28 protein-coding genes are annotated in these 24,552 nt (G+C 28.1%); 1 reads left to right on the forward strand and 27 read right to left on the reverse strand.

Annotated features, from left to right (window positions below):
* Positions 1 to 4 precede the first annotated feature (4 nt).
* From I4V63_RS01810 to dapF, 8 genes are all read right to left on the reverse strand, one after another.
* Positions 5 to 442 (reverse strand): hypothetical protein, encoded by a 438-nt coding sequence (locus I4V63_RS01810; RefSeq protein ID WP_195999599.1) that lies wholly within the window; start codon positions 440 to 442, stop codon positions 5 to 7.
* A complete protein-coding gene (locus I4V63_RS01815; protein ID WP_195999600.1) occupies positions 433 to 924 on the reverse strand; it encodes a prepilin-type N-terminal cleavage/methylation domain-containing protein in 492 nt (163 codons plus the stop codon). Before I4V63_RS01815 ends, I4V63_RS01810 begins: the two co-directional genes overlap by 10 nt.
* The gene (locus tag I4V63_RS01820; RefSeq protein ID WP_195999601.1) at positions 917 to 1,354 is read right to left on the reverse strand and encodes a hypothetical protein; all 438 of its coding nucleotides are present in this window, start codon (positions 1,352 to 1,354) and stop codon (positions 917 to 919) included. Before I4V63_RS01820 ends, I4V63_RS01815 begins: the two co-directional genes overlap by 8 nt.
* Complete coding sequence (locus I4V63_RS01825) at positions 1,355 to 1,792, reverse strand: prepilin-type N-terminal cleavage/methylation domain-containing protein (protein WP_195999602.1); 438 nt, start codon at positions 1,790 to 1,792, stop codon at positions 1,355 to 1,357.
* A 9-nt stretch (positions 1,793 to 1,801) separates the two neighbouring features.
* Positions 1,802 to 2,827 carry a type II secretion system F family protein gene (locus tag I4V63_RS01830; protein ID WP_243280432.1) on the reverse strand — a complete coding sequence of 342 codons (1,026 nt, stop codon included), beginning with the start codon at positions 2,825 to 2,827 and terminating at the stop codon, positions 1,802 to 1,804.
* Entirely contained in the window at positions 2,817 to 4,202 is a 1,386-nt protein-coding gene (locus I4V63_RS01835) for a GspE/PulE family protein (RefSeq protein WP_195999604.1), read from the reverse strand. The genes I4V63_RS01830 and I4V63_RS01835 overlap by 11 nt, the downstream gene beginning before the upstream one ends.
* A 123-nt stretch (positions 4,203 to 4,325) precedes the next feature.
* On the reverse strand, positions 4,326 to 5,321 hold the full coding sequence (locus I4V63_RS01840) for a hypothetical protein (protein ID WP_195999605.1): 996 nt from the start codon (positions 5,319 to 5,321) through the stop codon (positions 4,326 to 4,328).
* Between the two features lie 16 nt (positions 5,322 to 5,337).
* Positions 5,338 to 6,156 (reverse strand): diaminopimelate epimerase, encoded by an 819-nt coding sequence (gene dapF, locus I4V63_RS01845; RefSeq protein WP_195999606.1) that lies wholly within the window; start codon positions 6,154 to 6,156, stop codon positions 5,338 to 5,340.
* A gap of 89 nt (positions 6,157 to 6,245) precedes the next feature.
* Between dapF and I4V63_RS01850 the strand changes: the two genes are divergently transcribed.
* Positions 6,246 to 7,985: an NFACT RNA binding domain-containing protein gene (locus I4V63_RS01850; RefSeq protein WP_195999607.1), complete on the forward strand. Its 1,740-nt coding sequence runs from the start codon at positions 6,246 to 6,248 to the stop codon at positions 7,983 to 7,985.
* Between the two features lie 76 nt (positions 7,986 to 8,061).
* Here I4V63_RS01850 and I4V63_RS01855 read toward each other — a convergent pair whose 3' ends face one another.
* The 19 genes from I4V63_RS01855 to mraZ form a co-directional block, all read right to left on the reverse strand.
* Positions 8,062 to 9,219, reverse strand: coding sequence for a class I SAM-dependent RNA methyltransferase (locus I4V63_RS01855; RefSeq protein ID WP_195999608.1), 1,158 nt, complete (start codon positions 9,217 to 9,219; stop codon positions 8,062 to 8,064).
* Positions 9,220 to 9,234: 15 nt separating this feature from the next.
* Positions 9,235 to 9,771: a bifunctional pyr operon transcriptional regulator/uracil phosphoribosyltransferase PyrR gene (gene pyrR / locus I4V63_RS01860; RefSeq protein WP_195999609.1), complete on the reverse strand. Its 537-nt coding sequence runs from the start codon at positions 9,769 to 9,771 to the stop codon at positions 9,235 to 9,237.
* A gap of 78 nt (positions 9,772 to 9,849) precedes the next feature.
* Positions 9,850 to 10,761 carry an RluA family pseudouridine synthase gene (locus I4V63_RS01865; protein WP_195999610.1) on the reverse strand — a complete coding sequence of 304 codons (912 nt, stop codon included), beginning with the start codon at positions 10,759 to 10,761 and terminating at the stop codon, positions 9,850 to 9,852.
* A gap of 153 nt (positions 10,762 to 10,914) precedes the next feature.
* Entirely contained in the window at positions 10,915 to 11,517 is a 603-nt protein-coding gene (locus tag I4V63_RS01870) for a DivIVA domain-containing protein (protein ID WP_195999611.1), read from the reverse strand.
* Between the two features lie 14 nt (positions 11,518 to 11,531).
* Positions 11,532 to 12,299: a YlmH/Sll1252 family protein gene (locus I4V63_RS01875; RefSeq protein WP_195999612.1), complete on the reverse strand. Its 768-nt coding sequence runs from the start codon at positions 12,297 to 12,299 to the stop codon at positions 11,532 to 11,534.
* Between the two features lie 2 nt (positions 12,300 to 12,301).
* The gene (locus I4V63_RS01880) at positions 12,302 to 12,562 is read right to left on the reverse strand and encodes a YggT family protein (RefSeq protein WP_195955238.1); all 261 of its coding nucleotides are present in this window, start codon (positions 12,560 to 12,562) and stop codon (positions 12,302 to 12,304) included.
* A gap of 3 nt (positions 12,563 to 12,565) precedes the next feature.
* Complete coding sequence (gene sepF / locus I4V63_RS01885; protein ID WP_195999613.1) at positions 12,566 to 13,009, reverse strand: cell division protein SepF; 444 nt, start codon at positions 13,007 to 13,009, stop codon at positions 12,566 to 12,568.
* 13 nt (positions 13,010 to 13,022) lie between these two features.
* On the reverse strand, positions 13,023 to 13,658 hold the full coding sequence (locus tag I4V63_RS01890) for a YggS family pyridoxal phosphate-dependent enzyme (RefSeq protein ID WP_195999614.1): 636 nt from the start codon (positions 13,656 to 13,658) through the stop codon (positions 13,023 to 13,025).
* Positions 13,659 to 13,807: 149 nt separating this feature from the next.
* Positions 13,808 to 14,545, reverse strand: coding sequence for a DUF881 domain-containing protein (locus I4V63_RS01895; RefSeq protein WP_195999615.1), 738 nt, complete (start codon positions 14,543 to 14,545; stop codon positions 13,808 to 13,810).
* On the reverse strand, positions 14,546 to 14,896 hold the full coding sequence (locus tag I4V63_RS01900) for a small basic family protein (RefSeq protein ID WP_195999616.1): 351 nt from the start codon (positions 14,894 to 14,896) through the stop codon (positions 14,546 to 14,548).
* 12 nt (positions 14,897 to 14,908) lie between these two features.
* A complete protein-coding gene (locus tag I4V63_RS01905; RefSeq protein ID WP_195999617.1) occupies positions 14,909 to 15,628 on the reverse strand; it encodes a DUF881 domain-containing protein in 720 nt (239 codons plus the stop codon).
* Positions 15,629 to 15,638: 10 nt separating this feature from the next.
* A complete protein-coding gene (locus I4V63_RS01910) occupies positions 15,639 to 16,475 on the reverse strand; it encodes an FtsQ-type POTRA domain-containing protein (RefSeq protein WP_195999618.1) in 837 nt (278 codons plus the stop codon).
* Between the two features lie 147 nt (positions 16,476 to 16,622).
* Positions 16,623 to 17,747, reverse strand: a complete 1,125-nt coding sequence (gene spoVE, locus I4V63_RS01915; protein ID WP_195999619.1) for a stage V sporulation protein E — start codon at positions 17,745 to 17,747, stop codon at positions 16,623 to 16,625.
* A 22-nt stretch (positions 17,748 to 17,769) separates the two neighbouring features.
* Complete coding sequence (mraY, locus tag I4V63_RS01920; RefSeq protein WP_195999620.1) at positions 17,770 to 18,756, reverse strand: phospho-N-acetylmuramoyl-pentapeptide-transferase; 987 nt, start codon at positions 18,754 to 18,756, stop codon at positions 17,770 to 17,772.
* 40 nt (positions 18,757 to 18,796) lie between these two features.
* Complete coding sequence (gene murF / locus I4V63_RS01925) at positions 18,797 to 20,155, reverse strand: UDP-N-acetylmuramoyl-tripeptide--D-alanyl-D-alanine ligase (RefSeq protein WP_195999621.1); 1,359 nt, start codon at positions 20,153 to 20,155, stop codon at positions 18,797 to 18,799.
* Positions 20,156 to 20,328: 173 nt separating this feature from the next.
* A complete protein-coding gene (locus tag I4V63_RS01930) occupies positions 20,329 to 22,533 on the reverse strand; it encodes a stage V sporulation protein D (RefSeq protein WP_195999622.1) in 2,205 nt (734 codons plus the stop codon).
* Positions 22,534 to 22,629: 96 nt separating this feature from the next.
* A complete protein-coding gene (locus I4V63_RS01935; protein WP_195999623.1) occupies positions 22,630 to 23,106 on the reverse strand; it encodes a hypothetical protein in 477 nt (158 codons plus the stop codon).
* A 39-nt stretch (positions 23,107 to 23,145) separates the two neighbouring features.
* The gene (rsmH, locus tag I4V63_RS01940) at positions 23,146 to 24,078 is read right to left on the reverse strand and encodes a 16S rRNA (cytosine(1402)-N(4))-methyltransferase RsmH (RefSeq protein WP_195999624.1); all 933 of its coding nucleotides are present in this window, start codon (positions 24,076 to 24,078) and stop codon (positions 23,146 to 23,148) included.
* A 12-nt stretch (positions 24,079 to 24,090) separates the two neighbouring features.
* Entirely contained in the window at positions 24,091 to 24,519 is a 429-nt protein-coding gene (gene mraZ / locus I4V63_RS01945) for a division/cell wall cluster transcriptional repressor MraZ (RefSeq protein ID WP_195999625.1), read from the reverse strand.
* Between the last annotated feature and the right edge of the window lie 33 nt (positions 24,520 to 24,552).

Genomic DNA, 24,552 nt, shown 5'->3' on the forward strand with positions numbered 1-24,552 from the left:
TTTTTTAAATAAAGGTTTTATATAATCTTGGAACAAAAATAATATCTATATTTTCTTCACTTTCTATAAAAATACAATCTACTTTTCTAATAAATTCTGTGTTACTTTTGACTTCATTCAAAAAGCAATTTCCATTAACCACTATAAGTTTAATATTTTTATTTTCGCTAAATTCATATTCATAGTTTACACTATTATCCTCTTTGTAGCTTTTGAATTTACTTAATATTTCCTGATCATTTAATATAAGTTCCTTAACTTCTTTTAGTAATTTATTTTCTTCATTTGTTAATGTTAAAATATCTTCACGTATTTCATATAATGAATACTTACTGCTATTTGCAACTATTGTTTTGCTACTTAAAACTATTAATACTATTAATACATTTAGTAAAACTAATACTTCTAACATTATAGCTCCCTGTTTTTTAACTATATACATCTTATTCTTACTCCTGAGTTTTCTGTACTTATGCAGTAATAAATAAGCTTTCCCTTTTTTATAACTGTAAAATCATTAACTTTATCTATTATGGTGTTATTACCAGTCTTAACTATTCCACTTTCATAGCTTATAGTTTTCATCATTAATTTCCCATTACTTAAATGAATTATCTTAGTTTTTTGATTATCATTTGTTTCTTTAAATTTAACTACTATATTATTTCCATTTATCTCACTTGAATATATATCACTAAAGCTGCTATTTATTTCTATAGATACAATTGCTGCACTATTACATAAAGATTCTATATTTAATAAAGCATTATCAAATCTGTCTTCATAATAACAATTATATAAACTAACATAATAATCTTTTATCCCTTCAAAAGATAAGACTATAGTTATTCCACCCAAAATAAATATAATTGCAATTACTATGATACTTTCAATTAATGTATAACCTCTTTTATTTTTATTCATAATACTCCATCCATTGATACTTTAAAAAGCTTTTTTCTAATATATCAATATCGTTTTCAATATAAAATTTTATTTTGACCTCTAAAACTTCTTCATTATCACTTTTTTTATTTATAGAAATAACTATATCACTTCCAGACTCCATACTCATTAGTGATTTAATAGTTAAATTTTTTAAAAATTCCTCATCATATTTTAGTGAAATATATTCTACTTCCTTTTCACCCATTATTTCATCAATTGACATATTATATTTTATTTCTTGCATGATACAGTATACTATTCTACTTCCTTCTTCCAACCTCCCCCTTTTATAATAATTAGCTCTATTACTTGCAATTAACATAGCAACAATCAAAAACATCATCAATATAATATTAACTGCAACAATAATTTCTATTATTGTATTACCTCTTTTTTTACTCCTCATCTATTTACCCTCATATATATTTACTGTATCAACCCCAGTTGCTATTGCTACTTTATAAACATTACCGTCACTATCTAAAATTTGAATAGTATCAGAATCTATATGACCTAAATTATTAATTTTCAAAATATATACAGTTGAAAATTTATATTTATCATTTAAATATATACTTTTTATTATTTTTCCACCTTGCTTTTTATCCTTAAAACTAACCATTCCAACACTCTTATTAACTTCAATCTCACCATAACTACTATTTTTCATACAATAGAACTTTCCATAACTTATAATATTACTTAGTTCATTACAAAAACTAACTGCTTCAGCTCTATTCATTGTATTTTTTATAGAATTAGCTATATTTATAGTTGGTAATAATAACAGTGAAATAATTGCTATAACAATTATTAATTCTATTAATGTATAACCTTTTTTCATATAATCCCCTCAAATTAAAACAATATCTAAGAGAGGAACTACAAATTTCATAACAAAAGTTAATATAATTATCCCTATAATTAATATTAATGCTGGCTGAATCAACACTGTTATTTTAGTAATTTTATCACTTAAATTATTAAATATTTCATTTTCAAGTATAAGAAGCCTTTTATCTAAAGCACCGCATTCTTCTCCCAATTTTATATGCGCTAATGTATATTTAGAAAACATCATTGTTTCATTCATAGATTCAGATAATACTTTTCCACCTTTTATATCAGCATTTATCTTTCTTAGCACTTTAGTTATCTTTTCATTTAACTCACCCTCACAACAGTATTCCAAGCCTATTGCAATATTAATACCACTATTAATAACTACCGACATAAGAACAATAGTCATATATTCATTAAACAAATTATAAACAGGAATCTTCCCTATACAGTAATAAAAAGTCTTTCTAAGAAAAGTATTAAATATAAATATTGGTACAATTACTCCCCAAATTACTACTTGAATTAATATTAAAATTGGATTTCTAAAAATAAATTTTTTCATAAAAATTATATTTAAATAAATATCAGGTATGTCTTTCCCCATAGCACCATAAATATTAGCCATACTCGGAATAAAGAAAAATAAAACAAAGAATCCTAATATTATTAGGGCAATCATTAAAATTGAAGGATATGTTATTGAGCTTATAATTGTTTTGTTTATATATTGTAGCTTATTGTAATACATCTCCAATCCCTTCAACACATAAACAATTCTCCCAGTTCTTTCTCCTATTCCAACCATAGAAACAAAAAATATTGGTATTAAGCCTTCCCCTTTACTAAAAGCTTTTCTTAAGGTTCCTCCATCTCTTATTATGATTTCCATTTCTTTAAGAAGAGTCTTATACTCTTTCTTTAGTGGTAACTCATCTAATAATGTAAATATATTTAATAACTGAATACCTTCTTCATATAACTTAGAAATATTACCTGCAATTAATGCTAAATCTTTATAACTTACTTTATTTTTCATATTCAAAGCTTAACCCCTCCACTTCAATGAAGTTTTCATAATCTCGCAATGAAATATTTCCATTAATTAATAAAGTCTTTAAATTTTTAACCATTTCTGAATTCGAAAGTAGATTATTATCATTATTTATATTTTTTATTTTTTCTTTCATATCATTATCAATAACATGTACTGCCGCAACTAATGAACGTCCTTTATATCCAGTAAAATTACATTCATTACATCCACATTTTTCATAAATCTTAATTACTTCTCCATCAATATCTTTTTCATCAATTATAGTTTTACAATTATCACATAATAATCTAATAAGCCTTTGAGATACTATTCCAACTAATGAATCCCTTATTAAATATTTCTCAACCTTCATATCTTCAAGTCTAAAATAAACTTCTCTTGGGTCACGTGTATGTATTGTAGAATAAACTTTATGCCCTGTTAATGCTGCCCTAACACTCATTTCTGCTGTCTCCTCATCTCTTATTTCTCCCATCATAATAATATCAGGATCCTGTCTTAAGAAGCATCTTAAGCCTTCTGCAAAGCCAATATTTAAAGTTTTATTTAAATTCATTTGATTTATTCCTGGGATAATCGCCTCTATAGGGTCCTCTAAACTTGATATATTAACTTGATCTTTATTCAATTCCTGCAATATACTATATAAAGTTGTTGATTTACCTGAACCTGTAGGCCCATTAACAATAGTAAGCCCTGAATTAACCTTCATAATATATTTTAACTTGTCTTTTTGTTCAGAAGTTAAATTGAGCTTATCTATTGAATAATTAAATACATTTCCATATAGTATCCTTATTACAACCTTTTCACCAAAAATAGCTGGCATTGTACTAATTCTTAAATCATAACTTTTCTTATTGTACTCAAATGAAATTTTCCCATCCTGAGGCTTTCTCTTTTCTGTTATATCCATATTAGAATTTAGCTTTATTTTTGATAGAATTAATTGATATTCTTCTTTATTAAAAATATACATAGGTCTCAATAACCCATCTATTCTAAATCTAACTACTACCTTATCCTTATATGGCTCATAATGTATATCAGATACATTAAATTCAATAGCTTCTTTAATAATAATGTCATATGCTTCTTTTTTTTGACCTAAATATGCTATTTTAATAAGATATAGAATTTCTTCCTCTTTAATTAGTGTTATGATAACTTTTTTCCTAAATATGAAAAGCATATCATCTTCAATCTTTTCATTAACTTCACTACAATAAACATAAACCTCCTTTTCATTTTCTTTAAATGGTATTGCTTTAAGTAATCTAGCTTTTTGTTCATTAATTTTTCTAGCCGTTGTAATATTAATACTTTTTAATAAATTATTATATATTGTTTCTTTCATCCTTTATAAAACTCACCACTAATCTTTTTTATATACATAAAATTCTTCTCTTTGTTTATTTAAACAAATATTTTGTGATTTTGTACAAAAAAATAAGAATTTAGAATAACTCTAAATTCTTATTTAATCAATATTTATAAAATCACAGGTTTTAAGACTATCATCCACCAAAGTAACTGTTCCTTCTGCATATTTATAAAGATGTTCATTTTTACTTCTTCCATCTCCACCTACAAATAAAATTTCTCCATTATCATTAACTGATAATCCTTTTTCTACATGTAGTGCATTTGGAAAATCAAATACAAGTCTTTTCACTTCATCATTGCTAATTTCATAAATGGAAAAATTATTATCTTTAACTCTTCCTAACAAATATATACTTCCATTAACCTCTTCAATATCATTAACATCTATAACTTCATCAGAAACTTCACTTACAGTCCCATCGATATTAACAATCTTAAGCATTGTACTTTCTTCATAATGTTCTTCTACAAGAGCAACTCCATCTTTAATATGCTTTAAAAACTTTACAAATCCATTATTAATTTTATAAAGATTTTCTTCGGACTTACTTTCAATATCATATGTAAATATCCCTGATATTTTGTTTTCTGTATCTACTCCATAAAAAGCTAACTTTTTATCAGTAATCCAATCAATAAACTGACCAGAAATAACAGCATTATTTTCTAACAAAATTTCTTTTTTATCATTAAGCCTCATAACTGCTGGAATAAGATATTCATCATTAATAAAATAAAAAACATAATTTCCATCTGGCGATATTTTTAAGCTTACAATATTATCATGATCAATCTTAATATCTTCTGAATTATAATTAATATAAAAACTATTATCCTTAAAGAAAGTATAAGTATGAGATGATAAATTGTAGTTATTAATTATCTTATCTTCCGTGTCAATTAGTTCATATTTACCTTCATCATTCATATTGAATGTTTCATAATCATTTCCTTCATCAACAAATGAACCTTTATTTATTATAATGCCTTCTTTATTCTCTTCTTCGTTTTTATTACAACCAACAAGTATAAAGCCTAATACTACAACTTGAAATACTACTAATAATTTTATATATATTTTTTTAGTCATTTATTTTTCCTCATTTTTAATACACTATTCCATCACAAATAAAGTTTGCATCTCCAATCATATAAATTGAATTGCCTTCTATTTCTATTCTTAACTCACCTCCTGGTACTTTTACATTTACTTTTTCTTTTGTTAAATTTAATTTATTGCAAACAACAACTGATGCTGAACATCCTGTTCCACAAGAATAAGTTGCTCCAGCACCTCTTTCCCATGTTCTTACTATTATATTTTCATCATCTACAACTTTAACGAAATTTACATTTGTTCCTTCTTCAAAAAGTTCAAACTTTTCAATATATTTACCTTCACTAACATCATAGTTTTCATCATCTACAAATATTACAGTATGTGGTACACCTACTAAAAGAGCTGATGCATTATACTTTTTATCGTTAACATTTATTTCTTCATTTATTAATTGTGATTTATTCTTTAATGGTACTAATGAACCATCAAAAGATATTTCACCCATATATACTTTAACACCATCTACAGTGCTATTATTTATTGTAAGATTTAGCTTTTTAACTCCATCTCCAGTTTCAACAGATATTAAATCTTTTGATACAATATTTCTTTCATAAACATATTTTCCAAAGCATCTTATAGCATTTCCACACATATTTGCCCATGAACCATCACTATTTATTATTACCATTTTTATATCAGCAATATCAGATTTTCTTACAAGAACTATTCCATCTGCTCCTATACCAAATCTTCTATGACAAAGTTTTTTTGCTAAACTTTCCTCTTGTCCAATATACTTATTATCTAAATCTAATAAAAATATAAAATCGTTCCCTGTTCCATGCATTTTTGTAAACTTCATAATATCTGCCTCCTTTATTTAACCGTTTTACTATTACAAAAAATAATGATATACTTACTTTAATTAATACTAAAGAAAGGATGAAATTTATGGCAATAGACGGTATCTACTTATATAGTTTAGTTGAAGATTTAAAAAAATCAATATTAAATTCTAAAATTGATAAAATTAATCAGCCTGAAAAAGATGAAATTATAATAACTTTACGAAAAGAAAGAAAGAATCTTAAACTTTTAGTATCTGCTTCACCAAAATATCCAAGGTTTAACTTAACAGAAGTTGTAAAAGCTAACCCTTTGCAGGCTCCTATGTTTACTATGGTTCTTAGAAAATATTTAATCGGTGGTAAAATAATTGATATTGTCCAACTTGAAGGTGATAGAATTGTAAAATTCCTTATTGAATCATCTGATGAACTTGGCTTTAATAGTGTCTACACATTAATAATTGAAATAATGGGCAGACATAGTAATATTACTTTAGTAAGAGAAAGAGATAATAAAATTATGGAATGTATAAAACATATTTCTCCTTCAATGAATAGTTTTAGGGTTTTGTATCCGGGAATAGCTTACAAACTTCCCCCAAAATCAACTAAAATTAATCCTTTCTCTTATAATAATACCACTTTGCAAGAGTTTGTGAATAACAATTCTATAACTTTTAGCAAAAATTTCTTTGTTTCTTGCTTTACTGGTATTAGTAAACCATTATCTGAGCATTTATTTATGGAATATGCCAAAAATTACAATAATTTTTCTATTGAAAATGTAAGTGTATTTTTATCTAAATTCTTAGAAGACTTAATAGAAAATGAAGTATTTACTATATATAAAGATAAAGATGGTAATTACGTAGACTTTTATATGCTTCCATTAGATCAACTTGAGGATAATTTTACACCGCAAGTATTTAATAATATTCATGAATTGATGGATAAATACTATTTAGAAAAAGATAAGCAAGAAAGAATTAAAGGACGTTCAGTAAATCTTCAAAAATTAGTAACTACTAATATTGACAGATGTTTAAAGAAAGAAAATAAATTAAACTCTGTCTTAGAAAAATGTAATGATAAAGAAGATTTCAAAATAAAAGGTGATTTATTAACATCTTATATTTATAGTATAAAAAAAGGTGACAATTCTTTTACTACTGTTAATTTCTTTAGTGAGAAAGGCGAAGAGGTAACTATACCACTTGATGAAAACAAAACACCATCTGAAAATGTTCAAAGCTATTATAAAAAATATAATAAACTAAAAAAATCTGAAGAATCAGCCATTGAACAATTAGAAAAAAATAGTGATGAATTACAATATCTTAACTCAGTACTAACTAATATTGAAAATTGTGAAAGTTATACTGAAATTGATGATATTAAAGAAGAACTTATTTCAACTGGTTATGTAAGAAAGAGAAAAACTAATGGTAAAAATAACAAAAAAGCAAAACCATCAAAGCCTCTTCATTATATTTCTTCAGATGGAATTGATATTTTCGTTGGTAAAAATAATCTTCAAAATGATAATTTGTCATTAAAGTTTGCAAATAAAAATCACATGTGGCTTCATACTAAAAATATTCCTGGCTCACATGTAATTGTTTGTTCTAATGACGTTCCTGATAATACTTTAGTAGAAGCTGCAACTTTAGCTGCATATTACAGTAAAGCAAAAGACTCTTCAAAAGTAGATGTTGATTATACATTAGTAAAAAATTTAAAAAAGCCTAATGGTGCTAAACCTGGAATGGTTATATATCATACAAACTATACAATGACTGTTGATCCTTCCGAAATTAACAATTTAAATTTAGATAAAAAATAAATTGAAAAAAGGTGAAATTGCTTTGCAATTTCACCTTTTTAATTCCTTAACTTCTAATTCCTAACTACTACTTACCCTAAATATGGTTTACAACCATATCTCCGTTATTTTTTATTTTCTCATTATCAAAGTATTGATAGTAGTAACATTTTAATTTACCATTATAAAGCTTTCTATTTTTTGTTGCCTTTCTACCAAACGGCACTTCAAAACCTTCGTAAGAAGTTAAAATGTTGAAATCCCATGTATCAAGCTTTCTCTTATTCATCCCTAAATACTTATAAAGCTCTTCTACCTCTTTTTTCTCTCCTAATCTTTCACCATATGGAGGATTTGTAATAATAAATGCATTTTTATCACTACTTGAGAATTGTTTGAAATCTCTCTTTTGGAATTCAATATATTTAGCAACTCCAGCTTTTTGAGAATTGCTTCTAGCAATCTTAAGCATTCTTCCATCTATATCATAACCTATTAATTTTATATCTTTGTTCTTAATAGATCTTTCTGCACCTTCTTTTACTTGTTCAAATACCTCTGAACCAATTGTTGGCCAAGTTTCTGCTACGAAGTTTCTAAATAAACCAGGTGCTATATTTTGCATTATCATTGCTGCTTCTATTAAAATAGTTCCTGAACCACAAAATGGATCAACTAAAGTATAATCTTCTTTCCATCTTGATATTAAAACTAATGCAGCTGCTAATGTTTCCTTTAATGGAGCTATACCAGCCTCTTCTCTATAACCTCTTTTGTGAAGTCCTACACCACTTGTATCAATAGATAAAGTTACAACATCCTTTAAAATTGATACTTCTATCTTATAAACTGGCCCATCTTCAGAAAAATGAGATACTCCATATGCTTCGCTCATACTTGTTACTATAGCTTTTTTAACAATTGATTGACAATCTGGAACACTAAAAAGTGTAGATTTAACCGATTTACCTACAACGTGCATAACACCATCTACAGGTATAATATCACTCCATTTTACAGCTTTAGTTCCTTGGAATAATTCTTCAAAGCTTCTTGCTTCAAATTCTGCCATTTTAATAAAAATTCTATCTGCAGTTCTTAAATGAACATTAGCTATTGCAATATCCATTTCATCTCCTTCAAAATGAACTTTTCCATTTTCAACTGTTAAATCTTCATATCCTAATGCCTTTAACTCTTTTGCCGTTATTCCTTCCAGCCCAAAAGTTGTTGTTGCTACTAAATTATATTCCATTATTTATGTCTCCTTTTAAGATTCATATATTTTAACCGAATCTTCTCCATCTATTTCGTTTATTTCAACTGCTACTATTTCAGTTTTTGATGTTGGTATGTTTTTCCCTACATAATCTGCTCTTATTGGCAATTCCTTGTGTCCTCTATCGATTAGTACAGCTAATTGAATTGATAATGGTCTACCACCATCAATTATAGCCTCTATAGCTGCTCTTACAGTTCTACAAGTAAATAAAACATCATCAACTAATATTACTTTTTTTCCTTTTACTTCAACTCCTAAGTCGACAGAGTTTATTTTAGGCGCTTCTGTAACTTCAGTTATGTCATCTCTATAAAGACTTATATCAACATATCCAACTTCCACAGATACTCCTTCTATTTTTTCAATATTTTCAGCAATTCTCTTAGCTAAAGGATATCCTCTTCTCTTTATACCGATTAATACTATATCTTCTACACCCTTATTTTTTTCAATTATTTCATGAGAAATTCTAATTAAACTTCTTCTAACTGCATTTGCATCTAATAAATTTGCCTTTAATTTCATAAAAATAACTCCTTACTTTATATATTTTCAGATATTAAATTTCATCTCTAATTTAGAATTAAAATTTTCTCTATTAATTTAAGAATTCAATTTATTTATTAATTCTTTAAAATACTCTGGCAGCTCTGATGTAAATTCCATATATTCATTAGTTCTTGGATGAATAAAGCCTAAAGTTTTAGCATGTAATACTTGACCTTCTACATTAAACTTTTGTCTTTTATATCCATATACTAAATCACCAACTAATGGATGCCCTATTGAAGCCATATGAACCCTGATTTGATGTGTTCTCCCAGTTTCTAGTGTGCATTTTACTAATGATAAACCTTTATCATATTGTTCTAAGACCTCATAGTGAGTAACTGCTCTTTTACCCTCTTCATTAATAGCCATTTTTATTCTCTCTTTTTTATCTCGTCCTAGTGGCTTATTAATAGTTCCTGTAGTATTACTAAACTTTCCTTCTACTAAAGCATAATATTCTCTCTTAATAGAATGGTCTTTAAATTGAACTGCTAATTTGTTATGAGCTTCATCATTTTTAGCTATAATAAGTATTCCTGATGTATCTTTATCAATTCTATGTACGATACCTGGTCTTATTACCCCGTTAATTCCTGATAAATCGCTACAATGATGTAATATCCCATTAACTAAGGTACCAGTATAATTACCTGGTGCAGGATGAACAACAACCCCTTTAGACTTGTTAACTATTATAACATCTTCATCTTCATAAATAATATCTAAATCCATTTCTTCTGGTTCAACATTTAGTTCTATTGGATCTGGCATTTCTACAGTAATCTCATCATTATTTTTTAACTTATAGTTACTTTTTATAACCTTTCCATTGGCCATAACTTTTTTATCGTCAATTAAGCCTTGAATGAATGATCTAGACTTTCCTTCTATCATTAATGATAAATATTTATCTATTCTTTGCCCTTGTTCTTCATTACTAATTAAATAATTCAAATTTTCCATATATTTTTACTCCGTCTATTAGTATTCTTAAGACATTATAATATATAAACTTATGTTACTCAATAGTAGTATGAATTATAAAGCAAATTCTTAACTTAAAATAATAATTAATAAATTAACTAAAGGAGACCGAATATCGGTCTCCTATATGTATTAGTTATTAGCATAGAAGCTCTTAACCTCATTTATATCATCATTAAGATCTTCCACATTAAATTCTTCTTTTTCTTCATTAGTAAAAGTTTCAGCTTCTTTTTCATGAAGCTCATACTTGTCTATAGGTTGAGCAACATTATAATTCTTTGTTAAATCTTTTTCTAATTCATCGAAAGTTTGAAGCTGAGTATTCATAAACCCTCTAAACTTAGCTCTAAACTTTATAAACTCTTGCTTAACTCTTTCATACTCATCGTTAATTGCAATAACATCACCGTGAGCTTTATCTAAAATTCTTTGTGCTGTTTCATTTGCATTTCCAATTATTAATTCAGCCTGCTTTTCAGAACTTTCTTTAGCTTGATCAGCTGCATTTTGAGCTAATAAAAGCGTGTTTTGTATTGTAACTTCTAATTTTTCATAATGTTCTAGTTTCTCATTAACTCTGCTTAAGCTTTCCTTTAATCTAGAATTTTCTTTATATACTTCCTCATAGTTTTCAACAACCTCATCTAAGAACTCATCTACTTCTTCAACTGAATATCCTCTTATTCCCTTTTTAAATTCTTTGTTGTTTATATCCATAGGAGTTAATTTCATTCCATCCACCTCTTCTATACAAATTTGTTTATTTTAACTTTATATTTTCCACTTTTTGTGCTTCCTATAATTTCCCCTATTATGAATTTTCCTGTTCCTCCAATAGTAATTCTTTGGTTAGTTTTTATATCTTTACTCTTTTGTGAACTCTTAGAATAATCAACTAACACTTTCCCACTATCAATTAAATCAATTGCTTTTCCTCTTGATAATTTAGCAAGTTTTGCAACTATACTATCTAATCTAAGAGATGAAACTATTATAACTTCCTCTACATAATTGCACTTAGGTAAATTATCCTCATGTATTTCTTCAACAATTACAGGAGCCCTTCCTACACTATTTAATTCACTTATAACATAATCAGCAACTTCATCATAAATAGGAACTATTGCAAAATCATCAATTACTCTTAAATCACCTAATTTTTCTCTTTCTAGTCCTAAAGCCATAATAGCACCTAAATAATCTTTATGACATAAATTATTAAATTTAGATTTATTAATAACTTTTATAATCCTATAAGGCATAGGAATATCATAAATATTATTAAAAGCTAGTATTCTTCTATCACATTCATCAAAGGCGCCTTTAGCTTCTACTTTAAAATTATTCGAATTAAATTTATTAATAAAGAAAATCCATACATTAGGTTTACAAAAGAATTTAGTAAAAGTCGGAATCCCCTTGCTATATGCTAAATTCATACATTCATAAACCTTTAAAACATCTTCAGTATCTTCTTTTAAAAAACTTTTTAAAATATCTTCTTTAGAAATCATTATTATAACAACATCCCACTAATTAAATTTAATACAACAATTGCCATCAGAGGTGCAAAATCAATCATCATATTTCCAAAAAACTTTTCCTGAATTCTTCTAAAAGGTTCTAATATAGGATAATTCAATGAAATTAAAATTCTATAGAAATTACTTTCAGTAATACTAGGTATATATGATAAAATTACCTCTGCTAAAATTGTTATATTCAAAACTGAAAATAGTAAATATAAAAAACTACCTATGATTCCTATTGGAATCACCTCCTACTTGTTCCAATTGAAAAGTGCTTTTGAGCTTATTTCAGTTCTTAATTCATTACTAACTTCAACATTAGATGGTGAAAGCAAATATACTCTTTGTTCAACTTCTTGAAGTTGAGCTCCTAATACACAACAAGCACCACTAATAAAATCAACTAATCTTTGTGCAGTTTTAGTTTCCATAGCTGTAGTATTAACAACTACAATTTTTCTATTTTTTATTGCTTCTGAAATTTCTCTAGCCTCATCATAAGAAGCAGGTTTAACAACCATAACTTTAGCTGATGCCGAATTATGAATATTAACAACCTTATTACCTCTTTGCTTTGAAATTATTGGTTCAACTTCTTCAACTTCTTCCTCTTCTTCAACTTCTTCTATATCATCGAATTCTTCATCATAATCTCCGCCACCTATTATTTCTTTAAACTTTTCAAACATACTCATTTACTCCATCCTCCTACTTTTCTCTTAATCCAAATATTCCAGAACCAACTCTTATCATTGTAGCTCCTTCTTGGATTGCAATTTTATAATCATTTGTCATTCCCATTGATAAAACTTGCATAGATATATTTTTAAATTTTCTATCCTTTAAGTTATCAAATATTTTTTTAGTTTTATTAAAATAATATCTATTTTCTTCATCAGTACCTTTCGGTATTATAACCATAAGGCCTTTTACTTTAACATGATTGCAACTTTCAACAGCTTTAATCATCTCTTCAAGCTCTTCTTCATAAATACCACTTTTACTTTCTTCTCTTCCAATATTTATTTGAATAAGTACATCTGCAGATAAATCATTTTTTCCAAATTCACTTTCGATTTTTTCTAATAACTTTATACTAGATAAAGAATGTATTAAGTGAACATTATTTACTAAATACTTCACCTTATTTGTTTGTAATTTACCTATAAAATGCCATCTTATATCCTTAGGTAATACTTCTTTTTTTGCAATTAAATCTTGAACCTTATTTTCCCCAAAATCTCGTTGACCAATATTATAACATTCCATTATCATTTCTACAGGTTTAGTTTTGGATACGGCTATTAAAGTAACTTCCTTAGGTATTTCATTTAAAATTGCCATACTTTTCTCTGCAATACTAATATTTATCCCTCCCTTGAAAGAGCATAATATCTTCCATACATTTATATTCTTCAAAAGTATAAAATTCCCTTCTATACTACCATATAATTATAACATTTTTCTTTATAATTTTTAATACTTTTTTTAATTTAATTATCCGCTCTTTCCATAAATTTGGGTGAAATTGATTTAATTGCACTTGGTAATTCCACTTCATCATATTTATCAATAGTAATTTTTAATTTTCTTATTAATAATTCATTGATATGACTACCTTCTGCTAATAATGCTGCTTCTAGTTGATCTGGATCTCCTATTGCATAAAATTTGAAAGGCGCCCCCTCCATATCATTACCATTTTCCTCAAATCTTATAAATGCCCATGCACATACAACACCAGTTGTATTTAATACTCTATAATTATTTATTGCTATAGCTTCTGCCCCTGCAGTTCTTAATTCATTTAATACTAATGCTGCATCTGCTGAATGTAACGTCCTTCTATTTACTTCATCTTGAGAATCCGTATGAATATTATAATCTCCATCATTAATTGTCAATATAATCCCTGCTCCTTTTGTTGAGTCTACTCCTGAAAGCAAAGTATATATATCTAATTGTTCTTGCATGTGCTCCACTACTTTTTCACTATTTCCATCATCATCTACATCAAGCAATGCTATTCTTTTAATTAACTCATAATTGTCCTCACTTAATGCTGTTATCTCATCATATAGCTTATTTCTTTCCTCTATTGCATCCTTATACTCAATTGAGTTCATACTAAAGAATCCATTAATACTATTCTTACCTACATTAACTACAATTAAAAAACCTATTAAAATCGAGGCTAGTAAAATAAAAAATTTGCTTGTATTTTTTATCACCTAATCACCTCTTTGTTTATTTTTAAACTTTTCTAATAAAATTCTTCTAATTGATCCAAAGTTGTCAAATATTCTACCACCAAATACTATTACTGCTGCAATATATATTGGAATACCTAGTTTATCTCCTAAATATGCTAATCCTGCAGCAAGTAAAGCATTTCCAAAAAAACCTGAAATAAATATATCTGGTTTGAAATTATTATTTAATGATGCCCTAAAAGCTCCAAATACTGAATCTAAACATGCTAAAATTGCAACTGACATATAAGGAGAAAAATTTTCTGGTATATTTACATCAAAAATCAATCCTAAAAATACGCCTAATAATAAACCTATAAATGCTATCATAAAATTCCCCCCTTATTGTACCGGTTTTATATACTCATATCTTAATGATTGAGTGGTTTTTACTATCGTTATATCATCACTTTGTTTAACATCACTACTATAACTTTTTAATGCTCCATAATCCAATACCCCAGGAAAGTTAACAGCCAAATTTAATTTATTTTTATCTCCAATGGCTTTTATGATAATTTCACTATTAGGATCAATTCTCCCAGCAGAACCTATAGAAATTGAGCTACCCGCAGTCTTTATACCTGTTTGTGGTGTAATTCTCATTTCATTTATAGAAATTGCTTCTGCTCCTGCATACCATAAAGAATTAATTAAATTTACAATTTCCTCTTCACTAATAGTGTTTACATTTTGAGTTCCATTAGTTCCAAATACTGAGTTTTTTAAAGCTAAAGTAACAATTAATCCCGGACCTTTTACATCTAATAATCCAAGTTGCATTCTTGCATTATCCAGTTGCTTTTTAATTTCCCCTTCAACTTCCCCTTCTTTAGCTGCTGCATCTTCTAATTGTTTCAATTCCTCTGAAAGTATTTCATTATTTTTTTGCAAATCTTCTTTTTCCTTTTTTAAGTTTTCTATTTCCGATAAAATATCCGAACTATTGTAATCAATATTAGCACTATTACTTGAATTTAATTCCTTAAATTGATAAGTTAGCAAAAAACCTAATAATGCGCAAACAACTGCTACAACAATCTGAGATACTGCTCTATTCATTTTACTCCTCCTACTCTAACCCCTCAATAATTACATCCTGTTCAACTTCATCTATGCTTTGGCTTTCTTCACTATTTTCTACCTCATCTTCTTCAACTGGTTCATTCTTTATTACTGGCGAACCATTTATACTAACATTAATATATCCTTTTTTCATATTTATACCATCATTTAGAATTATTCTATAGACATTTTCCATTTTATTGTATAAATCACTATCATCACCAAAGAATATTTCAATATCTCCTATATATCCAATTATGTTTACAATATTACTTATATCTAAACTTGAAAGATGAATTTCCTCTTTATTTTGAGAAATAAAAGGATAAAAATTGGCTAAAATATTCTTGTATGTGTGAACATCATCTACACGACTTTCATCATTAACTATACTTAAATCTAACCCCTTTATTTCAACTAAATTTCTTCCTTCAAGATTATCAACTTCTTCTATGACATCTAAGTTTTCATTAATAATAGAGATTTTTGTTCCATCGTTTATATAATAAACTGGAGCTTCCTCAGTTATTTCTATCACTAATCCATTAAATCCCTTTCTTTTTACACTAACAGAACTAACATATTTGTTCTTTAAAATTTCTTCTTTTATGCTTTTCTGATTTACAGTAAAAATATTTAGCCCTATTCTATCCTCTACTTCACCATATAAAACTTCTTTTGCTATAGTAACATTCCCCTTAAAGGTAATAGATTTAATATTAAAAATTGGTGCTTTAGTAAAGAAGATAAATAAAGCTACTACTATTACTATAGTCATCAAAGTTACCTTTTTTATTAACTTTTTTCTTTTTTTTGATTTTATAAACTTTTTTGCGTCTTTCATTACTTACCTTATCCCTTATAATTTCTATCTTTTACTATAATTTTACCATAAAACTTGTAATTTTTTATAATTATTTTATATTATTATCGGATTATTGTACATAAAAATTTAAGAGCCTCTAAAATTAGAAGCTCTTACCAACTTATATTATACTATTTTCTTTTCAACTTGCCTAGAAATATTAAGTAAAATCCCCATTGCCGTTAAATTGATTACCAGTGACGTACCCCCATAACTAATAAATGGCATTGGTACTCCAGTAACAGGCATAGAGCCAGTTACAACTGCTATATTTATTATAGCTTGAACTGCTATGATTGAAGTTATACCCATTGCTAATAATTTACCATAAGTATCTCTTGCATTCATAGCAACTTTAACTCCTCTCCATATAAATATCAAAAACAATCCTATTATAAATAAGCAACCTATTAACCCTACTTCTTCACCTATTATAGAAAAAATAAAATCATTGTGAGGCTCAGGCATATATAAAGTTTTTTGTCTCGATTGCCCTAATCCAAGTCCTGTTAAGCCCCCAGAGCCTAAAGCTAAAAATGATTGTATTAATTGATATCCAGCATCTGCTGCATCTTTCCATGGATCTATAAAGTTTAACATTCTTTCTCTTCTGTAATCCGAACTAAATATAAAAAATATAGCTAATGTAAATAGTGCAGGTAAAATAATTCCAAAAAGGTGTTTTATTTTTCCTCCAGCTACAAAAAGCATTATAAATGTAACTATCATTATAATAGCCGCAATACTCATATTATGTTCAGCTAATATTAGTGCTGCAAAAAAACCTGCAACAGCTAAATATGGTACTAACCCATGCCAAAAATCTTTTACCTTATCACCTTTTAAATCAATACTAAAAGCCAAAAACATTACAACTGCATATTTTGTTAGCTCTGATGGTTGAAAAGATAATGGTCCTAATGAAATCCATCTTTTTGCACCATTAATTGCCGGGAAAAAGAACACCGCAATTAATAGTGGAATTGTACATATAAGTAATGTTGGTGTAACCTTTTTAAGCTTATGATAATCAATTGACATCATTACCATCATTGAAATTACACCAATAATTGCCCAAACCAACTGTCTTTTAAAGAAATACATACTATCATTATTATGAAACATAGCATAAAATGAGCTAGCGGAATATACCATTACAACACCTATAGATAGCAATATACACAGGGTGTAAAAAATTCCATAATCTATTTGCCCCATATTCTTATTTTCCTTGGGCCTATTTAAATTCATAGACATTCCTCCAATTTAATTACTAAATTGCAAAAAAACCTATTATACATAAAAGTACTGTTATAATTGAAAATACTGTTACTATTTTAACTTCATTCCATCCACATTGTTCAAAGTGATGATGTATTGGAGCCATTTTAAACACTCTTTTACCAGTTAATTTAAATGAAGTAACTTGAATTATTACTGATAAAGCTTCCATTACATAAATTCCACCAACTAAAACTATTATTAATGGATTTCCACTTATAATTGCTATAGTTGTTATCGCTCCTCCAATCGCAAGCGAACCTGTATCTCCCATAAACACTTTTGCAGGATATGCATTAAATTTTAAGAAACCTAGTAATCCAGCTATTAAAGCTACTGAAAAAACAGTTAATGAATAATCCTTTAATATAAATGTTAATACTGCAAAAAATGTTAATACTAAAACTGATACTGTAGATGCTAAACCATCTAATCCATCAGTTAGGTTTACTGCATTTGTCATAGCTGCATAAACAAAAATAACAAATGGTACATATAATACACCTAAAGGAAGAGTCATACTTGTAAAAGGTATTGCTATATTGTGTGGTAAATTTACATAGCTATAATAAGCAAATGCTCCTGAAACTATTAATAAAAGAACCATCTTTTGCCAAGCTTTTAATCCTTCACTTTGTTTTTTTAGTATTTTTAAAATATCATCTAAAAATCCTATAAATCCAAATGCTATTAGTGAATATAATGCAACCATTCCTTTATCAGTCAAGCTACCACTTACAATCAGCATAACAATTGTAGTTGATAAAATAAACATCACACCACCCATTGTAGGTGTTCCAGCTTTCTTTAAGTGACTTTTAGGACCTTCTTCTCTAATATTTTGACCAAATTTTAATCTCTTTAATAACGGAATTGTAATTGGTCCAAGTATTAAAGTTATAATAATCCCTAATACAAATGTAATGATTAATGTTCTTGTTATATCTCCTTGTAATATGTTCATAATACTATCCCCCATCTTTTACTGCTATAAAAAGCAGTTCACCTCCTTCGTATAATTAAACCTCTTCTAATTTTTTAACAACGTCTTCTAGCTTAACACCTCTTGATGCTTTAACTAATACTACGTCATCTTTATTAACAATACTTTCTAATTCTTTTATGCATTCCTCTTTAGTATTGTACATGATTATATTATCATTCTTAAAACCATCTTTAAAGTTATTTATGTGTTCACCTATCACAATTAATAGATCCACTTTATCTTTTGCATACTGACCTACTTCGAAATGCGCCCTTTTAGCTTCATCTCCAAGCTCATACATATCTCCTAATATAGCAACCCTTCTACAATTTCTATAAGCAGAAAGTACATCTAAAGAAGATTTCATAGAATCTGGACTTGCATTATAACAATCATTAATTATAGTAAGTCCTTCTCTCTTTATCACTTGTAATCTCATTGATGTCGCTTCAATATTATCTAATCCTAAAATCATTTCTTTAAAAGATACATTTAGACACTCTGCAACTTCAATAGCTAACATTGTGTTTAAAACGTTGTGTTTTCCAGCCATTGGTAGAGTAAATACAGCTTCTTCACCAAAAGCATGAGCTAAAAACTCTGTTTCCTCTTCTCTTAATATAATATTAGATGCGTAAACATCATATTCATGATTATAGCCAATTTTTTTAACTTTAAAACTTTTTGCCGAAATATTCTTTAAAAATTCATCTTCTCCATTAATTATTAAAACGTTATTTTCATCAAAAAAAGCACTTATTTCCATCTTAGCTTTCAATATATTTTCTTGAGTTTTTAAATTTTCTATATGAGATAATCCTATATTAGTTATAACAGCAATATCAGGTCTTGCAACATCTGCAAGTAATTCTATTTCACCTAATGAACTCATCCCCATCTCTAAAACAGCCACATCATAATCACATGTCAATTCTAATATCATTAATGGTAAGCCTATATCATTATTAAAATTCCCCTTAGTTTTAAAAACCTTATACTTATCACTTAATAGAGCTGCTATTAAATCTTTAGTAGAAGTTTTCCCTGTAGAACCAGTTACTCCTATTACTTTAAGTCCTAACTTTTTTCTATAAAACTTTGCTAAATCTAATAGTGCTTGTCTTGTGTTCTTTACCTTAATTATCGTTCCATTTGTATTAATATCTTCTATAGCAAATTTTATTTCATCAACAATAACTATAGACGCTCCTAACTCTAACGCCTTTAACGCAAAATCATTCCCATTAAAATTAGCGCCTTTAATTGCAAGAAATACATCGTCTTTTTTAACTTTTCTTGTATCAATACAAAGCTTATTAAATTTAATTTCTTGTCCTTGTACAACAACTTCTCCATCCATAGCTTTTAACATTTCATTAAAAGTTATTTGCATAATAATCACTCTACTTTCATCTTTCAAATATTCTTTATATTTTATTTGCTAATTATTTATAATTATAGGCCTTATCCTGTTTTATTATTCTAAAAAATAAAAACTAACTAAAATTATCCTATACATAAATTTAGCATGTGAAAAATCCACATGCTAAACAACTTAATTAATAATTAATCTTCTTCATACTCAGCACTTAATGTAATCTTAACAACCGTGCCCTCAGAAATAAGTTCTCCACTAGGAATACTTTGATTTATTACAACTCCATCTCCTTGAATTGTAGTTTCAATTCCTAGGCTATTTAATAGTTCTATAGCAGATTCTTTAGAATAACCTCTTACATCAGGCATAACTACATCTTTATTATAAGATTCATTTTGCTCTGTGTAAAGATTTATTGTAGAACCTTCCTTAACAGTATATCCAGGATAAGGCTGCATATTTGTAATTGTATCGCCATCTCCTTCTACTGTACATTCTATATTTAAATCTTTTAATACTTTCTTAGCATCATCTACAGAACTACCTCTTAACTCTGGTAAAACTACATCTTTTAATATAACATTTTCATCTTCTGAAAATTCTTCACTCATATAATTAAATATATCTTCTAACAGTTCCTTTCCTAATGGAGCAGCAACAACCCCTGCATAATAAGCCCCACTAGTTGGATTAGGTTCATCAATAGTTACAAATACTGTTATTTGCGGATTATCTGTTGTCCCAAATCCAGCCATAGATGAAATATACTTTCCTGATTCATAACCTCCAGTTAGAGGATTAACCTTTTGAGCTGTACCTGTTTTTGCACCTATGTGATATCCTGCTATATATGCCTTATTAGAACCACCTTGATTTACTGTTCTTTCTAAGTAATCCCTTAATGTAGCTGCAGTTGATTCAGAAATAACATTTTCTACAGTTTTTGGTTCAAACTCTTCATCTATAACTACATTACCATTACTATCAGTATGACTTATATATTTCATAACATGAGGTTGAATTAATGTTCCACCATTAACTATAGCATTAAATGCAGTCATATATTGTACTGCATTTACAGTATTAGTTTGTCCAAAAGATATTGTAGCAAGGTCTGCATCATTCATATTTTCAGCTGATTTAACAATTCCTCTTGCTTCTCCTGGTAAATCAACGCCTGAAACTTGTCCAAATCCAAACTTCTTAATATATTCTACAAGCTTTTCACTGCCTATTTTTTCACCAAGCTTCATAAAACCAACATTACAAGAATTTTGAAGTATTTCTGGCAATATTTGTGTTCCATGACCACCACGTTTCCAACATTTAATTGTGTGAGGACCTACTTGTAAACTACCAGTACATGTAAATTGATCCGATTCAGTAACTAATCCTTCTTCAATAGCCGTAGACATTGTAATAACCTTAAAAATAGAACCTGGCTCAAATGTATCATTTACCAAACTATTTCTCCACATCTTTTGAAGCTTTTCAGCATCAGTTTCACCAACAAAATCCTCATATCCTTCAAAAGGATTATTCGGATCAAAATCTGGTTCATTTACCATTGCCAAAATTTCACCATTTTGTGGATTCATTATAAGTATTGAAACTCTCTTTGCTCTGTTATCTACTAACCCTTTTTCCGCTACCTTTTCTGCTATAGCTTGTAAGTTTTTATCAATTGTTAAAGTTACATCTTTACCATCAATTGGAGTGGTAAAATTTGAAATTGTATAATCTAACTGTTCACTATTTCTATCAAGCTCACTTATTCTTAATCCTGGTACACCTGAAAGGTATTCATTATATTGCAATTCCACACCTGTCAAACCTTGTCCATCACTATTAGTACTTCCTAAAACATGAGATAAAAACTCTCCTTCTGGATAATATCTTTTTGTATCTGGTGAAACAATAACACCTTGAATACTTAATTCATTAACCTTATCTGCTACATCTTTTTCAACTCTTCTAACCAAAGTAGCAGAACCAGCATCACTACCATTAGCAAGCTTTGTTTCTAATTTATCCTTTACCGTAGCCGTTTCTATACCAGTGGCTTCTGCAATAAGAGGTGCAATATCATCAGTCGTCTTATCATTTTTCTTTAAATATTGTCTTATTGAATTCAAGTCAAAATCCACTCTATATACATTAGCTGAAACCGCAAGTTCATTTCCATTTCTATCTAATATTCTACCTCTTCTAGCTTCAATCCTAACTTCACTAGTCCATTGTTCTTCTGCTCTGCTTGAATAGTCATCTCTTTTAACAAGCATGATATAAGATAACCTTACTATTAACAAACCAAAAACAGCAATAATGAACCACAAAGCTAGAACCATCCTTTTTCGCATGACAGCCCTATCTTTAAAACCCTTCTTATTCATATGAAATTCCTCCAAGGAAACATCTAATCAATGAATAAGTAAGGATTTAAGTACTTGTAAATAATTTTCAAAGCAGATAAATCTATTAACTATTCATTAATTAAATGCAGCCAAAATTTTTTGTAAAAAATTACTCTTATTATTCTCCTTAGTTTTTAAATGAGAAAAATATTCTTTTGACATATCAATAGTTATAGTGCTTTCAGAATTTGGATAAACCATTCCTAATTCTTCTTCTGCAGTACTTTTTATTTTATCGAAAGATGCAAATTTAAGCATTTCAACATTTATTGCAGCATTTACATCTTCCGCTTCCTTCATATTGCTTTCTAAAATTAGTAATTGCTTTTGATAATCATGTGTTTTACTATCTAAAAATAAAGTTGTAGCACCTAAAGCAAACATAATTGTGCCTACTGTAAACCCACTTATTAAAAGGTTCATCTTCTTTTCATATGCTCTTTTATATTTTTCTTTCCTTTGTTTTTCCCTTTGTTTTTCAGTTTCTCTTACTTTTCTCTCTGGTGCTAAAGCTGTATTTCCTCTTATATAATCATATTCCCTTACTCCCATTTTATTCACATCCCTGCCAATTTTCATAATATTTATATTTTATATTTTTTCAATTACTCTAAGTTTTGCACTTCTACTTCTTGGATTAGCTTCAACCTCTTCCTTTGAAGGATCTATGGCTTTTCTGCTAATTACTTTTACTTTTGCTTTTTCTCCACATATACAAATTGGAAATTCTTTTGGACATCTACAAGACACAGCTAAATCTCTAAATTTATTTTTTACAATTCTATCTTCTAAAGAATGGAAAGTAATTATAGCCATTCTTCCACCTTTATTTAGCTTATTAACGCCATCTTCTATTGCTTTATTTAAAATTGAAAGTTCACTATTAACTTCAATTCTAATAGCTTGGAAAGTTCTTTTCGCCGGGTGTGGTCCCTCTCTCCTTGCTTTTGCTGGAATCGCATCTTTAATTATTTCAACTAGCTCTAATGTTGTTTCTATACTTTTCTCACTTCTTCTAGTAACAATAAAATTAGCAATTCTCTTTGCAAATTTCTCCTCCCCGTAATCTCTTATGATCCTATATAATTCTTCTTCGCTATAATCATTTACAACATCATAGGCTGAAAAATTATTTTCTCTATTCATTCTCATATCTAAAGGTGCATCTTTCATATAACTAAAGCCTCTTTCACCTTCATCTAATTGATAAGAAGAAACTCCTAAATCCATTAGAATACCATCTACTTTTTCAATTTCAAGCTCTTCTAAAATTGCTCCTATATTATGAAAATTGTTATGTACGAACGTAACATTAGAAAAATTATGTAACCTTTCTCCTGCTGCTTTTAACGCATCTTTATCTTGGTCAATTCCTATTAGCCTTCCCTCATTAGATAATCTTTTAACAATTTGAGACGAATGACCAGCTCCTCCTAATGTACAATCTACATAAATTCCATTTTCCTTAATATTAAGTGCTTCTAAACATTCATTTAGCAAAACTGATACGTGATTAAATTCCATTTTCATTACTCCTTATATTCCTAAATCGCCCATTTTTTCAGCAATTGAATTAAAATCGATATCTGATTCATTATATTCTCGCCATTTTTCCTTACTCCAAATCTCTACTCTGGTTAAAGCGCCTATACTTACTATATCCTTTTCTATGCCGGCGTATTCCTTTAGGTTTAATGGAATTAATCCTCTTCCTTGTTTGTCTGTTTCCACTTCACAAGCACCTGAAAAAAAGAAGCTTACAAATGCTCTGGCATCTTTATTGGTAAGCGGTAACTTTTTAAGTTTCTCTTCAAGTATTTTCCATTCACTTATTGGATATACATAAAGACATCCATCAAGCCCTTTAGTAATAACAAACCTTTCTCCAAGTTCTTCCCTTAATTTTGAAGGTACAATCATTCTATTTTTGCTATCTAAGCTATGTGAGTATTCACCAATAAACATTTTGCACCCCCACTAAGTATTACTAAACCACTT

The organism is Clostridium sp. 1001271B_151109_B4 (genome assembly GCF_015670405.1).
Classification (GTDB): domain Bacteria; phylum Bacillota; class Clostridia; order Clostridiales; family Clostridiaceae; genus Clostridium.

Bases quoted from the DNA above. Each gene is read 5' to 3' on its own strand.
- dapF (WP_195999606.1), bottom strand. From the start codon at position 6,156: ATGAAGTTTACAAAAATGCATGGAACAGGGAACGATTTTATATTTTTA.
- I4V63_RS01905 (WP_195999617.1), bottom strand. From the start codon at position 15,628: ATGAATAGAGCAGTATCTCAGATTGTTGTAGCAGTTGTTTGCGCATTA.
- I4V63_RS01835 (WP_195999604.1), bottom strand. From the start codon at position 4,202: ATGAAAGAAACAATATATAATAATTTATTAAAAAGTATTAATATTACA.
- I4V63_RS01910 (WP_195999618.1), bottom strand. From the start codon at position 16,475: ATGAAAGACGCAAAAAAGTTTATAAAATCAAAAAAAAGAAAAAAGTTA.
- rsmH (WP_195999624.1), bottom strand. From the start codon at position 24,078: ATGGAATTTAATCACGTATCAGTTTTGCTAAATGAATGTTTAGAAGCA.
- I4V63_RS01875 (WP_195999612.1), bottom strand. From the start codon at position 12,299: ATGATTTCTAAAGAAGATATTTTAAAAAGTTTTTTAAAAGAAGATACT.
- I4V63_RS01840 (WP_195999605.1), bottom strand. From the start codon at position 5,321: ATGACTAAAAAAATATATATAAAATTATTAGTAGTATTTCAAGTTGTA.
- mraY (WP_195999620.1), bottom strand. From the start codon at position 18,756: ATGGGGGATAGTATTATGAACATATTACAAGGAGATATAACAAGAACA.
- I4V63_RS01870 (WP_195999611.1), bottom strand. From the start codon at position 11,517: ATGAAATTAACTCCTATGGATATAAACAACAAAGAATTTAAAAAGGGA.
- I4V63_RS01820 (WP_195999601.1), bottom strand. From the start codon at position 1,354: ATGAGGAGTAAAAAAAGAGGTAATACAATAATAGAAATTATTGTTGCA.
- I4V63_RS01815 (WP_195999600.1), bottom strand. From the start codon at position 924: ATGAATAAAAATAAAAGAGGTTATACATTAATTGAAAGTATCATAGTA.
- I4V63_RS01850 (WP_195999607.1), top strand. From the start codon at position 6,246: ATGGCAATAGACGGTATCTACTTATATAGTTTAGTTGAAGATTTAAAA.
- mraZ (WP_195999625.1), bottom strand. From the start codon at position 24,519: ATGTTTATTGGTGAATACTCACATAGCTTAGATAGCAAAAATAGAATG.
- spoVE (WP_195999619.1), bottom strand. From the start codon at position 17,747: ATGAATTTAAATAGGCCCAAGGAAAATAAGAATATGGGGCAAATAGAT.
- murF (WP_195999621.1), bottom strand. From the start codon at position 20,155: ATGCAAATAACTTTTAATGAAATGTTAAAAGCTATGGATGGAGAAGTT.
- sepF (WP_195999613.1), bottom strand. From the start codon at position 13,009: ATGAGTATGTTTGAAAAGTTTAAAGAAATAATAGGTGGCGGAGATTAT.
- I4V63_RS01830 (WP_243280432.1), bottom strand. From the start codon at position 2,827: ATGAAAAATAAAGTAAGTTATAAAGATTTAGCATTAATTGCAGGTAAT.
- I4V63_RS01810 (WP_195999599.1), bottom strand. From the start codon at position 442: ATGTATATAGTTAAAAAACAGGGAGCTATAATGTTAGAAGTATTAGTT.
- I4V63_RS01890 (WP_195999614.1), bottom strand. From the start codon at position 13,658: ATGGCAATTTTAAATGAAATACCTAAGGAAGTTACTTTAATAGCCGTA.
- I4V63_RS01935 (WP_195999623.1), bottom strand. From the start codon at position 23,106: ATGGGAGTAAGGGAATATGATTATATAAGAGGAAATACAGCTTTAGCA.
- I4V63_RS01825 (WP_195999602.1), bottom strand. From the start codon at position 1,792: ATGAAAAAAGGTTATACATTAATAGAATTAATAATTGTTATAGCAATT.
- I4V63_RS01865 (WP_195999610.1), bottom strand. From the start codon at position 10,761: ATGGAAAATTTGAATTATTTAATTAGTAATGAAGAACAAGGGCAAAGA.
- I4V63_RS01900 (WP_195999616.1), bottom strand. From the start codon at position 14,896: ATGATAGCATTTATAGGTTTATTATTAGGCGTATTTTTAGGATTGATT.
- pyrR (WP_195999609.1), bottom strand. From the start codon at position 9,771: ATGAAATTAAAGGCAAATTTATTAGATGCAAATGCAGTTAGAAGAAGT.
- I4V63_RS01930 (WP_195999622.1), bottom strand. From the start codon at position 22,533: ATGAATAAGAAGGGTTTTAAAGATAGGGCTGTCATGCGAAAAAGGATG.
- I4V63_RS01855 (WP_195999608.1), bottom strand. From the start codon at position 9,219: ATGGAATATAATTTAGTAGCAACAACAACTTTTGGGCTGGAAGGAATA.